Here is a 12751-nt window from a genome sequence, read left to right as displayed (position 1 = left end):
GTTTTTAGTCGATACTATATTGGCAAGGAGGTATCCCATGTCCGCCATCGCCCTTTACGATTATCTGGAAAGGCTGACCAGCCTGATGCGTGCCTGGTCCCGCGAGCAGCCGCTGGTGGCTGAGCTGCAGCCGGTGCAGTTGAGCGCCTTGCATTACCTGGCGCGTTGTAATCGCTATTCGGATACTCCGCTGGGCGTGACCGAATACCTCGGCTTGACCAAGGGCACAGTGTCGCAATCGCTCAAGGTGCTGGAAGGGCGGGGGCTGATCAGCAAGCTGCCGGATGCGCGGGATCGGCGCAGCGTTCATCTGCGGCTGACCGATGCGGGGCGCGCGCTGATCGAGGCGGTGATTCCGCCGCAGTTCCTCGAGCAGGCCGTCACGGCACTGGGCGAGAAGGGCGAACACTTGCAAGGCTTGTTGCGTGATCTTCTGGTCGTCATCCAGCGTCAGGAGGATGTGCCTGGTTTCGGCCTTTGTCGGTCCTGCCGGTTCCATCAACGGCGTGCGGGTTCGCCCTTCTGCGGTCTAACCGGGGAGCCGTTGAGCGATGCCGATGCCGAACTGATCTGCCGCGAGCACCAGGCCTGCGGCTGATCCGCGGGCAATAAAAAACCGGGCAATGGCCCGGCTTTTCGTGGGAGGGGGGATCAGCTCTTTTCGCCAGTGACGGTCTTGCCGTCGATGGTGCCTTCCTTGAGCATGATCTGGTATTCCTTGCCGTCGGTTTCCATCTGGTACAGGCGGACCAGCAGGTAGTCCCAGTCCTTGGCGAACCAGAGGATGGTCTTGCGGTTGCTCTTGCCCGGATCACGCACGCGCTCGACCTTGATCGCGTTGATCAGGCCGGCCTGGGTGCGTACCTTTTCCTCGCCGAGAACCCGGAAGTCGTAGGTATCGACATCCTCGCCCTCGATGATCTGGTAGCTCATGCTCTTCTTGCCGTCGGCAACGTCATGCTGCAGGACCAGTTGATAGGTGGACTTGTCCAGTTGACCGCGATTCAGGGGTTGCCGCACCGCATCGCCGCGGTCGCTGCCGAGCACCTGCTTCTGCGACCAGTCGAAGTCCAGCTCGATCTGCTTACCTTTGCCCAGACCCTGGCGGGCGAAGCGGTAGGTCTGCGGCAGGAAGGTGTCGTTCTCGACCTTGAAGGTGCTGACTTCGTTGAGACTGGCCAGCAGCATGGAGGCCTCGAAGTCCAGTTGCCAGCGGCCGTCGCCGAGAGCCTTCAGGCTGCGGGAGGCATTGCCGCTGATGGGCATCTGTTTCCAGTCGGCGGTATAGCTGGCGGTGAACGGCTTCAGCTCGAAGGCATAGGCCGGCAGGGTCAGCAGCGTCAGCAGGAACAGCATGGCTTTACGCATTGCGAATCTCCTTGGTGCGAATCTGATGGCCGGTGGCAGGCAGGGCCTGGCCATCCAGCAGGGCGCCCTGTTCGCCCAGGCGCAAGCGGCCCTCGGCGAACCAGCGCATGGCCAGCGGGTAGATCCGGTGTTCTTCCTCGTGAACCCGTCTGGCCAGGCGTTCCGGCGTATCTTGCGACTCTACCGGGATTACTGCCTGTACGACCAGTGGCCCCCCATCGAGTTCCTCCGTCACGAAGTGCACGCTGCAACCGTGCTCGCGGTCGCCGGCTTCGAGGGCGCGTTGATGGGTATGCAGCCCTTTGTGGCGCGGCAGCAACGAGGGATGGATATTCAGCAGACGCCCCTGGTAATGGCGAACGAAATCGGCGCTGAGGATGCGCATGAACCCGGCAAGGATCACCAGGTGCGGTTCATGGGCATCGATCCGTTGTGCCAGGGCCTCGTCGAAGCTTTCGCGATCGGCATAGGCCTTGTGATCGAGCACCTCGGTCTGGATGCCGGCCTGGCGTGCGCGTTCCAGGCCATAGGCGTCCGCGCGGTTGGAGATCACCGCGCGGATCCGGGCCGGCGTGGCGCCGTCCCGGAGGCTGTCGATCAGCGCCTGCAGGTTGCTGCCGGAGCCGGAAATCAGCACCACGACATTGCAGAGTTTCGGCATCAGTGGTTTTTCAGATTGTTCAGGAGCACGCGCTCGGCGTCCGCGCCGCAGGTTTCGATGCGACCGATCTGCCAGGGTTGCTCGCCGGCGGCACGCAGGACTTCCAGGGCTTTCTCGGCGTCGCTCTGGGCCACGCAGATGACCATGCCGACGCCGCAGTTGAGTACGCGATGCATCTCGGTCTCGTCGACGTTGCCCTGTTCCTGCAGCCAGTCGAATACCGCCGGACGGTTCCAGCTGGCGACATCGATCACGGCCTGGGCGTTGTCCGGCAGGACGCGCGGGATGTTGTCCAGCAGGCCGCCGCCGGTAATGTGAGCCATGGCCTTGACCGCGCCGGTCTGCTTGATCAGTTGCAGCAGCGGCTTGACGTAGATGCGGGTCGGCGCCATCAGCAGGTCGGCCAGCGGCTTGCCGTCGAGTTGGACCTGCGCGATGTCGGCGCCGGAAACCTCGATGATCTTGCGGATCAGGGAGTAGCCGTTGGAGTGCGGGCCGGAGGAGGGCAGGGCGATAAGCGCGTCGCCGGCCTGGACCCTGGAGCCGTCGATGATCTCGGCCTTTTCCACGACGCCGACGCAGAAGCCGGCCAGGTCATAGTCTTCGCCTTCGTACATGCCGGGCATTTCGGCGGTCTCGCCGCCGACCAGGGAACAGCCCGCCAGTTCGCAACCGGCACCGATGCCGGTGACTACGGTGGCGGCGACGTCGACGTTGAGCTTGCCGGTGGCGTAGTAGTCGAGAAAGAACAGCGGCTCGGCGCCGCAGACCACCAGGTCGTTGACGCACATCGCCACCAGGTCCTGGCCGATGCTGTCGTGCTTGTTCAGGTTGAGCGCCAGGCGCAGCTTGGTGCCCACCCCGTCGGTGCCGGATACCAGCACCGGCTGCTTGTAGCCGGCCGGGATTTCGCAGAGGGCGCCGAAGCCGCCGAGGCCGCCCATCACTTCCGGGCGTGCGGTGCGCTTGGCCACGCCTTTGATGCGTTCCACCAGGGCTTCGCCGGCGTCGATGTCCACACCAGCGTCCTTGTAGCTCAACGAGGGTTGCTTGCTGCTCATAAATCCAGGCCTATAGGGGTAATTCGGAGATCGGCCGGCCGCCCAGGCGTGCAACGCTGTTTGCCGGTTTTGAAGGCGCGCGATTTTATCAGGCTTGCCACGCAGCGGCCATCTCGGTTGCCGCTGGACGGACTGCTGTTTAAGGTATAGGTCCACTTGCGCGGCCTTCACAGCTCGTCGCCGCCGTTCCCATCCGTTCGTCGAGAGCCCTCCATGCGCATAGCCCGACTCTTCGTTCTCTGTTTTTCCCTGCTAGGCTTGCCCGTCTTCGCGGCAACGGTCCCCAATCTCTACCAGGTCCACGAGCCGGTTTCGTCGCAGCAGCCCGGGGAGCGCGATGCCGGACTGGTGCGAGCCCTGCAGACCCTGCTGGTGCGCCTGACCGGCAATCCGCAGGCGCCGCAGAACCCGGCATTGGCGGGGTACCTGAAGGATCCGCAGCAACTGATCAGCCAGTACGCCTTCGAAAATGGTCCGCCGCTGGCGCTGGTGGTCGATTTCGATCCGACCGCCACCGGTAATGCGCTGCGGGCCGCCGGCCTGCCGAGCTGGGGCGCCAACCGGCCGGCGGTGCTGGCCTGGTGGCTGAACGAAAGCGCCGATGGCAGCTCCCTGGTCGGTGACAACCAGGCCTCGGCCGAACCGCTCAAGCGTGCGGCGCAGAACCGCGGCTTGCCGTTGCGCCTGCCTCTGGCGGATCTCGACGAACAGATCGTCGGTACCCCGGAAAACCTCACCGCCGCCCAACCCGATGCCCTGCGCGCAGCCTCCGAGCGTTATGCCGCCGATGCCTTGCTGGCAGTGGACGCCAAGGAGGCGGACGGCAAATGGCAGGCGCAATGGCGGCTGTGGATGGGCGATTCGCGAGAGCAAGGCCAGGCTGAAGGCGCTACGCCCGACGCGTTGGCAGACAGCGTGATGCTGGCCGTCGGCAACCGCCTGTCCACTCGTTTCGTTGCCACGCCGGAAGCGGCGACCGGCCTGACCCTCCAGGTCCAGGGCGCGACACTGGCACGCTATGCCGAGTTGCAACGCCTGCTCGATCCGTTCGGCGCGCGTCTGGTAGGCGTGCGGGGCGATCGCCTCGACTATTCCGTGAAGGCCAGTCCCGAGCAATTGCGTGCCCAGCTGGGCCTGGCGCAGTTGCAGGAAATCCCGGCCGACAGCGTACCGCTGGATGCCTCTGGCCAGCCCGCAGCGCCCAGCGCGGCGGTGCCGTCGTCGACCCAACTGAATTTCCGCTGGCAGTGAGTCGGCGCGCCGATCCGCTTCTATGCAACGGAGCGGGCCGGCGCGCGACCGGCCGATGCTCTGGGCAAGGAGCCTCGGCTATCGGCAAACCTTTGATTTTACTTGCCTAGTTGCTCATTGTGCGGCCTTGCCGAGGCGTATAAACTTTGCAGCCTTTACGGTGACTCCTGCGGCGTTTTCGGATTGTCCGCCCAGCCTGGCATGAAACCTATTCAGCTTCCCCTCAGTGTGCGTCTGCGCGACGACGCCACCTTCGCCAACTACTATCCCGGTGCCAATGCCGCGGCACTGGGATATGTCGAGCGTTTGTGCGAAGCCGAGGCTGGCTGGGCGGAAAGCCTCATCTACCTCTGGGGACACGACGGCGTCGGCCGCAGCCACCTGTTGCAGGCGGCCTGCTTGCGTTTCGAGCAGTTCGAAGAGCGAACCATCTACCTGCCGATGGCCGATCTGGTGCAGTACGGCCCGGAAATCTTCGACGATCTCGAGCAGTGCGAGCTGGTCTGCATCGACGACCTGGATGTGCTGGTTGGCAAGCGAGAATGGGAAGAGGGGCTGTTCCACCTGTTCAATCGACTGCGTGATACCGGTCGGCGCCTGCTGCTGGCGGCATCGAAGTCGCCCCGGGAGCTGCAGGTCAAGCTGCCGGACCTGAAGTCCCGCCTCACCATGGCGCTGATCTTCCAGTTGCACGGTCTTTCCGACGAGGACAAGCTTCGTGCCCTGCAACTGCGGGCATCCCGTCGTGGCCTGCATCTGACCGATGAAGTCGGTCGTTTCATCCTCAACCGCGGTTCGCGCAGCATGAACTCTCTGTTCGATCTGCTGGAGCAACTGGATCGCGCTTCGCTCCAGGCTCAGCGCAAGCTGACCATTCCTTTCCTCAAGGAAACCCTCGGCTGGTAAGCGTCGACAGTCCGTCGGCGAACTCCCGCATGGCCGTGCCGCAGTCCTTGGGTTTCGCTTGCGGCAGGAAGTGACCGCCTTCTATCCGTCTCTCCATCCATGCGCCGGCAATACTGGAGCGCTGTCCGCAGGCTTCCCGGCGGTCGGCAGGGCAGGAGGGGGCTCCTGCCTTACCATCAGCGTTCCCCGGCGACCCGTCGGTCGTACTGGAATCGCCAGCGCGTATAGAGCAGCGCGGCGCAGAACAAGGTCACGCTGAGTAGCACTTCGGCCCAGCCGAACAGGCGCTGCGTGGGATCGAAGGCGGCGAGTACGCCGAGGATGAAATACAGGTTGACCACGTAGCAGGCCCAGGCATGCCCGCGCGCGCTGCCCATGAGCAGTCCGGGGGCCACCACCAGCAGCGGCAGCAGCTTGAAGGCGAGGACCAGCCAGGGCACCCAGCTCGCCGCACCATGGGCGTCCGCGTAGATCAGGTCGCGAATGAGGATGAGCAGGACCAGGCCGACGAAGCTTCCCAGGCTGATGGCGCGGCTGAGCGCCAGGCGCGGCTGCAGCCACACTACTTCGGGCAGCGGTTTGTTCTTGCGGGCCATTTCAACTCCCCAGCTTGCCGGCGGTTTCCGCCAGGCGTTTGCCCAGCGCGCGACACAGGGTCAGTTCGTGCTCATCGAGGCTGCGCTTGCCATCGGCGCCGGCGAAGTGGCTGGCGCCGTAAGGCGTGCCGCCGCCGCGGGTTTCCAGCAGGGCGGGTTCGCTGTAGGGAATGCCCAGGACCAGCATGCCGTGGTGCAGCAACGGCAACAGCATCGATAACTGAGTGGTCTCCTGGCCGCCGTGCAGGCTGGCGGTGGAGGTGAAGACCGCTGCCGGCTTGCCGACCAGGCCGCCGGTCAGCCATAGGCTACTGGTACCGTCGAGGAAGTATTTCAGCGGGGAAGCCATGTTACCGAAGCGGGTCGGGCTGCCGAGGGCCAGGCCCGCGCAGTTCTTCAGGTCCTCCAGGGTTGCGTACAGCGCCCCCTCCGCGGGGATGTCCGGGGCGACCGCTTCGCATTCGGTGGATACCGCGGGAACCGTGCGTACGCGCGCCTCGAAGCCGCCCTGTTCGACGCCACGGGCGATCTGCCGGGCCATTTCCGCGGTAGCGCCATGGCGACTGTAGTACAGCACCAGGATGTAGGGACTGCTCAAGCGAGGATCTCCAGGACTCTTTCCGGAGGCCGGCCAACCACCGCCTTCTCACCCGCGACCAGCACCGGGCGCTCGATCAGCTTCGGATGCCTGGCCATTGCCTCGATGATGGCCTCTTCGCCAAGACTGGGCTCATCCAGGCCGAGGGCCTTGTATTCGTCCTCCCCGGTCCGCAGCAACTGGCGGGCGGGAATGCCGAGCTTGGCCAGGATCGCTTTCAGCTCGGCGGCGCTCGGCGGGGTTTCCAGATAGCGCACCACCTGCGGTTGCAGGCCGCGGGCTTCGAGCAGTTCGAGCGCTGCGCGGGATTTCGAGCAGCGCGGATTGTGCAACAGGATCAGTTCGCTCATGTCAGGGGTCGCATGGCCGGTGAAGTGACGGCTATTCTAACCGCCTCGTCGACCAGGACTGAACCCGTCGGCGCGAAGTACCGCCCCGAGAGGCGAAGAACCGGCGCGACTTCAAGGAGAGGGCATGCGCGAACATTTCAACGATGGGGTCGAGTTCGCTCGCTTCCTCGCTCATCGCTTCGTCACCGACAAGGCTCCCAACAGCGCGGCGGCGCTGACCTACACCACGTTGTTCGCGGTAGTGCCGATGATGACGGTGATGTTTTCCATGCTTTCGCTGATTCCGGCATTCCATGGCATGGGCGAGTCGATCCAGACTTTCATCTTTCGCAATTTCGTGCCTTCCGCTGGAGAAGCGGTGGAAACCTACCTGAAGAGTTTCACCACCCAGGCCCGGCACCTGACCTGGGTCGGGGTGGTCTTTCTGGCAGTCACCGCCTTCACCATGCTGGTGACCATCGAGAAAGCCTTCAACGAGATCTGGCGGGTTCGCCAGCCACGCCGCGGTGTCGGGCGGTTCCTCCTCTACTGGGCGATCCTCAGCCTGGGCCCATTGTTGCTGGGGGCCGGCTTCGCCGTGACCACCTACATCACTTCGCTGTCGCTGCTCCATGGCCCGGACGCGTTGCCGGGCGCGGAGACGCTGCTGGGGCTGATGCCGCTGGCGTTCAGCGTGGCGGCCTTCACCCTGCTCTATTCGGCGGTCCCGAACGCCCGGGTCCCGGTGCGCCATGCCCTGATGGGCGGCGTGTTCACGGCGGTACTGTTCGAAGCCGCGAAAACCCTGTTCGGGCTGTACGTAAGCCTGTTTCCCGGCTACCAGTTGATCTACGGTGCCTTCGCCACCGTGCCTATCTTCCTGCTGTGGATCTATCTTTCCTGGATGATCGTTCTGTTCGGCGCGGTGCTGGTCTGCAATCTCTCTTCTTCCCGTCTCTGGCGGCGGCGCTCGCTGCCCAAGCTGATCGTCCTGCTCGGCGTGCTGAGGGTGTTCCTCCAGCGCCAGCAGCTTGGACAGTCGCTGCGCCTGACCCACTTGCATCGTGCGGGTTGGCTGTTGCCCGAGGATGAGTGGGAGGAACTGCTGGACTTTCTCGAGAAGGAGCAGTTCGTCTGTCGCGCCGGCGGAGGCGAGTGGGTGCTGTGCCGGGATCTTGGCGCCTACAGTCTGCATCGCTTGCTGAATCGCTGCCCCTGGCCCATGCCTAGCCGAGAGCGCATGCCTGCGAATCTGGACGAGGCGTGGTATCCGCCGTTCCAGCAGGCCATGGAGCGCTTGCAGGTGGAGCAGGAGGCGCTGTTCGGAGAAAGCCTGGCCCACTGGCTGGCGGACGGAACCTCGGGAGCGAAGGTGACGTAAAGTGTCAGTTTGCGGCGAACGATGTGCATGAGGCGCTGCATGCTGCCGGAGGAACCCCAGCAAGCGCAGGGAAAGCGCTGTTGGCACGCTTCTGGCAAACCCTCGTGTGACAGTCGTTTCACTCCGTAGTTCCGCCGAGGTTCCCGTTCATGCTCCCAATGTCGAACAAGGTCGTCCATTTGCATCACAAGGATGAGCAGGCAGCGCTTGAGCGTTTGAACCGGATTACCGGGCTGCAGTTCAGCAGTTGGCCGGAGTCGCTGGTGCCGGCGCGCAGCGTCAGCGAACCGTCGCCTGAGAAAGCGCGGGACGAACCCCTGCTCGATCAGGTGCGCCAGGGCTGAGCGATCCGGCTCAAGCTTCGGACACCTGCTGGGACCTGTTTTCCTGCTCCACCGCTTGTACGAAGAACTCCTCCACGACCAGTCGGGAAAAGGCCGTCGCCGACTTCAGGCGTACCTGCATGTTCTCCACTTTCTGCCGTACGGGCAGGCGGGCAATGCCGGAAAGCAGGATGCGTTGCTGGCGGTCGATTCGTCCGTGATCCACCGCCACTTCGCGCTGGCGCCCGCCATCCAGATAGCTGACCACCAGTGACACCAGCAGGTCGCAGGCATCCGGAAGATGTAGCCAGGCGGCAATGTTGTAGTCCGCGACCAGGCCCTCGTGGGCTGTCAGGGTCGGGCGTGCGGCATCCACCAGGTGTGCGGGGACGCTTCCGATCAGATGGTCTTTCATAAGCAGCAGTGTGTCCGTTTAAAAGGGCTTCGGACTCGTCGCTCTCGACTTCTCCCCAAGTCGATCCTGCCGATGCCTGGGCATACGGCCGGTTGAGTCGTCGTGTCGTGTGTGGCACGCGGATTATAGGGGTGGTCCTTTGCGTCAAACTGTGCGGTTCGACGGCGATCGTCGTGACTCTTCTCGCACTTTGTGCCTTGTAGGAAGTATCGGGGCTTCTTCTTCCCATATTCGTCTCCACTCGGTTTTGCAGAGGTGGATGGCTTCCAGTAAGGTCTCGCCATAGTGCCGCGCCGGGTTGCCCTGGTCCGGCCGAAGTTTTCCTGACTCGAGAGGTTCCTGACATGGGGAGTTGGCTACGCCCGCTGGGCGCTGCTGCGGTGTTGTTTCTCGCGGGCTGTTCGGCGGATTACGGAGTCGACCAGGACGGGCGTCCTGTCGCTGCGGAGCAGTTGGACGGGCATTGGCTGGTGGTCAATTACTGGGCTGACTGGTGCGCGCCCTGCCGGACCGAGATTCCGGAGATGAATCGCCTTGCGCAGGTGCTGGGAGGGCAGGGCGGGCGCGTCATTGGAGTGAATTTCGATGGCCTGCGCGATGCCGAGTTGAAGAAGTCGGCCGATGGCATGGGGATTCGCTTCACCGTGCTGGCCGATGATCCGGCGCCTCGCTTCAAGCTCCCTCGCAGCGAAGCGTTGCCCGTCACCTATATCGTCGATGCTCGGGGGGAAATGCGTCAGCGTCTGCTGGGCGAGCAGACGGCCGATGGCATATTGAAACAGCTCGAGGCTTTGCGGGAGGGACGCTGATGGCGAGGATCTGCTTGCATGCCTATGTCGGCGGCCGGGTACAGGGCGTCGGTTTCCGTCAGGCGACCCGGGAAGAGGCTGATCGCCTCGAACTCGACGGTTGGGTGCGAAACCTGGATGACGGGCGTGTCGAAGTCGTCTGGGAGGGCGAGGAGGACCGGGCGAAAGCCCTGGAGCGATGGCTGGGGCGGGGCCCGCGGCACGCGGAGGTCTCTGCGGTCGAGGTCGAGCAAATGCCGCTGCAGGGGATCGCTGGCTTCGTCGTCCGTCGCTGACGAGTCGAGTTCGCCGTCAGGGCGTCTCGCCAGGGTCCGCGGCCAGGCGACCGGCATCCCGGAGCAGGGCATGCATGAACTGCTGCTGCAGTTCGGGGTCGTTGCGCGTGAGCTCGATCAGGCTCTGTTCCAGTTCGCTGGCTTCTTCTTCCAGGCCCAGCTCCGCGAGGCGTTTCACCCGATGGACCCAGTGGTGGACGTCATCGCCTTCCAGGTCGTCATAGATCAGGGCGTGAGCTTCCAGGAGCTTGCCGCGCAGGCTGCGGCTGACGCGGAGGCTGGCATCGGCGCGGGTACCATCCTGTGGGTCGCTCACCGAAAGGTGTATCTGCGAGATGCGGCTGATGTCCTGTTCGGCGAAGGGGCTGTCGAGCAGGTTGAGGCGCAGCACGCCATGACGGTCGGTAAGCAGTTCGTTGAGTTCCTTGCCGGAACTGACCAGGACCGGACGCTCCGCCCAGGGCAGGCTGGAGTATTCCAGGCGCTTGTCGCGCTGTTTCTCGTCGATGCTCGCGAGATTCTGTTCGGCGCGACCGTTGGATTCCACGTTCATGAACGGATTCACCCCGGCCAGTCCGTAGTTGATCCAGCCGTGGGTGATGTTGTCCGGTACGCTGCCGAAGGTCACCACGTTGACGATGTTCGCTCCGACGCCGGCCACCAGCGCCACCGCGCCCAACGGGATCTCGTAGATCTCCCGCCAGGCCTGGTACGGCGTATAGCGGTCGTAACGGCGCGTCACCTCGAACTCGGTGACCTCGAAGGACTTCTGGTCGTTGATCCGGACCCGGCGCTGCGGCAGTTCGAGCACATCGGGCTGGCCGACATCGACTTGCAGGGTGTGTTCGAGCAGCTTCCGCTCGACGCGCTCCTCATGCTCGCTACGCTGCGGCAACTGGTTGGCGCAGCCGCTCAGCAGAAGGCCGCCGCACAGGGCGGCGGCGAATAGGCGCAGGGGTCTTCCGGTGGGCATCGTTACGCTCAGCGGCTGAGTTTTTCGGTGATGAACGACATCAGTTCGCCGATCGGCAGGTTCTGCGACTCGCTGTCGCGGCGGCCCTTGTATTCCAGGACGCCTTCGCTGAGGCCGCGGTCGCTGATCACGATGCGGTGGGGAATGCCGATCAGCTCCATGTCGGCGAACTTCACCCCGGGGCTGGTCTTCTTGTCGCGATCGTCCAGCAGCACTTCGAAACCGGCTGCGGTCAGCTCGGCATAGAGCTTGTCGGTCGCCTGCTTGACGCTCTCGGTTTCGTACTTCAGCGGTACCAGGGCGATCTGGAACGGCGCCAGTGCGCTTGGCCAGAGAATGCCGCGCTCGTCATGGTTCTGCTCGATGGCGGCGGCGACCACGCGGGATACGCCGATGCCGTAGCAGCCCATGATCAGGTTGACCGGCTTGCCCTGTTCGCTCAGGACGCTCAGCTTCATCGCTTCGCTGTACTTGGTGCCAAGCTGGAAGATATGACCGACCTCGATGCCGCGCTTGATCACCAGGGTGCCCTTGCCGTCCGGGCTGGGGTCGCCTTCGACGACATTGCGCAGGTCGGCGACCTCGGGCAGCGGCAGGTCGCGCTCCCAGTTCACGCCGAAGTAGTGCTTGTCCTCGATGTTGGCGCCAGCGGCGAAATCGCTCATCAGGGCGACGGAGCGGTCGACGATGCAGGCGATCGGCAGGTTGACCGGGCCCAGCGAGCCGGGGCCGGCGCCGATGGCGGCACGGATCTCGGCCTCCGAAGCGAATACCAGCGGGCTGGCGACCAGCGGCTGGTTGGCGGCCTTGATTTCGTTGAGCTCGTGATCACCGCGGACGATCAGGGCGACCAGGGTGCCTTCTTCGGCGCCATGCACCACCAGGGTCTTGATGGTTTTCTCGATCGGTAGCTGGAAGCCGTCCACCAGGGCCGCGATGGTCTTGGTGTTGGGCGTGTCGACCAGGCGCATGTCCTCGGTGGCGCTGCCGCGGGCGCTCTCGCGCGGCACGGCTTCGGCCTTCTCGATGTTCGCGGCGTAGTCGGAGCTGTCGCTGAAGACGATATCGTCCTCGCCGGAGTTGGCCAGCACGTGGAACTCATGGGACCCGCTGCCGCCGATGGAGCCGTTGTCGGCTTGCACGGGACGGAAATCCAGGCCGAGGCGGGAGAAGATCTTGCTGTACGCCTGGTACATCCCGTCGTAGGTCTGCTGCAGCGAGTCCTGGCTCAGGTGGAAGGAATAGGCGTCCTTCATGATGAATTCGCGTCCGCGCATCAGGCCGAAGCGCGGGCGGATCTCATCGCGGAACTTGGTCTGGATCTGATAGAAGTTGATCGGCAGTTGCTTGTAGCTGTTCAGCTCGTTGCGCGCGAGGTCGGTGATCACTTCTTCGTGGGTCGGGCCTACGCAGAATTCGCGCTCGTGGCGGTCCTTCAGGCGCAGCAGCTCAGGGCCGTATTGCTCCCAGCGCCCCGACTCCTGCCACAGCTCGGCCGGCTGCACCGCCGGCATCAGCACTTCCAGGGCGCCGGCAGCGTTCATTTCCTCGCGGACGATGGTCTCGACCTTGCGCAGTACCCGCAGGCCCATTGGCAGCCAGGTGTAGAGACCCGAGGCCAGGCGACGGATCATGCCGGCGCGAAGCAGCAGTTGATGGCTGATTACCACCGCGTCGGCGGGGGTTTCTTTGAGCGTGGAAAGCAGATACTGACTGGTACGCATCTTTGGCCGTTATGTCGGTTGTATCGGGAGGAATGGCTGGGCATTGTACGGTGCCGGTCTGGCTGCGTACAGGGCGCCGGC

The 12751-nt window shown here is 64.1% G+C and carries 16 protein-coding genes; 7 read left to right on the top strand and 9 right to left on the bottom strand.

Annotated features, from left to right (window positions below; translation table 11 throughout):
- The first annotated feature begins 37 nt into the window (after window positions 1-37).
- Window positions 38-598: a MarR family winged helix-turn-helix transcriptional regulator gene (locus tag LE197_RS18010; RefSeq protein WP_003112585.1), complete on the top strand. Its 561-nt coding sequence runs from the start codon at window positions 38-40 to the stop codon at window positions 596-598.
- Window positions 599-651: 53 nt separating this feature from the next.
- Here the strand turns inward: LE197_RS18010 and LE197_RS18005 are convergent, their stop codons facing one another.
- The 3 genes from LE197_RS18005 to purM are packed head-to-tail and all read right to left on the bottom strand — an operon-like array spanning window position 652 to window position 3090.
- Entirely contained in the window at window positions 652-1368 is a 717-nt protein-coding gene (locus LE197_RS18005; protein ID WP_003086061.1) for a DUF3108 domain-containing protein, read from the bottom strand.
- Window positions 1361-2029, bottom strand: coding sequence for a phosphoribosylglycinamide formyltransferase (purN, locus tag LE197_RS18000; protein ID WP_003112584.1), 669 nt, complete (start codon window positions 2027-2029; stop codon window positions 1361-1363). Before purN ends, LE197_RS18005 begins: the two co-directional genes overlap by 8 nt.
- Window positions 2029-3090 (bottom strand): phosphoribosylformylglycinamidine cyclo-ligase, encoded by a 1062-nt coding sequence (gene purM / locus LE197_RS17995; RefSeq protein WP_019372070.1) that lies wholly within the window; start codon window positions 3088-3090, stop codon window positions 2029-2031. The genes purN and purM overlap by 1 nt, the downstream gene beginning before the upstream one ends.
- A 213-nt stretch (window positions 3091-3303) precedes the next feature.
- Here purM and LE197_RS17990 point away from each other — a divergent pair, with 213 nt between their 5' ends.
- Both LE197_RS17990 and hda read left to right on the top strand, forming a co-directional pair.
- On the top strand, window positions 3304-4341 hold the full coding sequence (locus tag LE197_RS17990; RefSeq protein ID WP_003112582.1) for a DUF2066 domain-containing protein: 1038 nt from the start codon (window positions 3304-3306) through the stop codon (window positions 4339-4341).
- A 201-nt stretch (window positions 4342-4542) separates the two neighbouring features.
- Window positions 4543-5247 (top strand): DnaA regulatory inactivator Hda, encoded by a 705-nt coding sequence (gene hda / locus LE197_RS17985; RefSeq protein ID WP_003102398.1) that lies wholly within the window; start codon window positions 4543-4545, stop codon window positions 5245-5247.
- 176 nt (window positions 5248-5423) lie between these two features.
- Here hda and LE197_RS17980 read toward each other — a convergent pair whose 3' ends face one another.
- The 3 genes from LE197_RS17980 to arsC are packed head-to-tail and all read right to left on the bottom strand — an operon-like array spanning window position 5424 to window position 6791.
- A complete protein-coding gene (locus LE197_RS17980) occupies window positions 5424-5843 on the bottom strand; it encodes a DUF2069 domain-containing protein (protein WP_003102396.1) in 420 nt (139 codons plus the stop codon).
- A 1-nt stretch (window position 5844) separates the two neighbouring features.
- Window positions 5845-6441 carry an NAD(P)H:quinone oxidoreductase gene (gene wrbA, locus LE197_RS17975; protein WP_003102394.1) on the bottom strand — a complete coding sequence of 199 codons (597 nt, stop codon included), beginning with the start codon at window positions 6439-6441 and terminating at the stop codon, window positions 5845-5847.
- Window positions 6438-6791, bottom strand: a complete 354-nt coding sequence (gene arsC / locus LE197_RS17970) for an arsenate reductase (glutaredoxin) (RefSeq protein ID WP_003102393.1) — start codon at window positions 6789-6791, stop codon at window positions 6438-6440. Before arsC ends, wrbA begins: the two co-directional genes overlap by 4 nt.
- A gap of 124 nt (window positions 6792-6915) precedes the next feature.
- Here arsC and LE197_RS17965 point away from each other — a divergent pair, with 124 nt between their 5' ends.
- Both LE197_RS17965 and LE197_RS17960 read left to right on the top strand, forming a co-directional pair.
- Complete coding sequence (locus LE197_RS17965) at window positions 6916-8151, top strand: YihY family inner membrane protein (RefSeq protein ID WP_016561606.1); 1236 nt, start codon at window positions 6916-6918, stop codon at window positions 8149-8151.
- Between the two features lie 158 nt (window positions 8152-8309).
- Entirely contained in the window at window positions 8310-8495 is a 186-nt protein-coding gene (locus LE197_RS17960) for a hypothetical protein (protein WP_003112577.1), read from the top strand.
- A gap of 10 nt (window positions 8496-8505) precedes the next feature.
- On the opposite strand, the gene LE197_RS17955 is transcribed toward LE197_RS17960, so the two are convergent.
- On the bottom strand, window positions 8506-8889 hold the full coding sequence (locus LE197_RS17955; RefSeq protein WP_003109947.1) for a hypothetical protein: 384 nt from the start codon (window positions 8887-8889) through the stop codon (window positions 8506-8508).
- A 344-nt stretch (window positions 8890-9233) separates the two neighbouring features.
- Here LE197_RS17955 and LE197_RS17950 point away from each other — a divergent pair, with 344 nt between their 5' ends.
- A complete protein-coding gene (locus LE197_RS17950; protein WP_017148810.1) occupies window positions 9234-9698 on the top strand; it encodes a TlpA disulfide reductase family protein in 465 nt (154 codons plus the stop codon).
- Window positions 9698-9973: an acylphosphatase gene (locus tag LE197_RS17945; RefSeq protein ID WP_003102385.1), complete on the top strand. Its 276-nt coding sequence runs from the start codon at window positions 9698-9700 to the stop codon at window positions 9971-9973. The genes LE197_RS17950 and LE197_RS17945 overlap by 1 nt, the downstream gene beginning before the upstream one ends.
- A 16-nt stretch (window positions 9974-9989) precedes the next feature.
- Here the strand turns inward: LE197_RS17945 and LE197_RS17940 are convergent, their stop codons facing one another.
- Complete coding sequence (locus tag LE197_RS17940; RefSeq protein WP_003102379.1) at window positions 9990-10946, bottom strand: hypothetical protein; 957 nt, start codon at window positions 10944-10946, stop codon at window positions 9990-9992.
- Between the two features lie 8 nt (window positions 10947-10954).
- Entirely contained in the window at window positions 10955-12670 is a 1716-nt protein-coding gene (locus LE197_RS17935; protein ID WP_003102377.1) for a proline--tRNA ligase, read from the bottom strand.
- Window positions 12671-12751 lie beyond the last annotated feature (81 nt).

The organism is Pseudomonas sp. PS1(2021) (assembly GCF_020405165.1).
Classification (GTDB): domain Bacteria; phylum Pseudomonadota; class Gammaproteobacteria; order Pseudomonadales; family Pseudomonadaceae; genus Pseudomonas; species Pseudomonas aeruginosa.
This window is presented reverse-complemented; position numbering and strand designations above follow the sequence as displayed.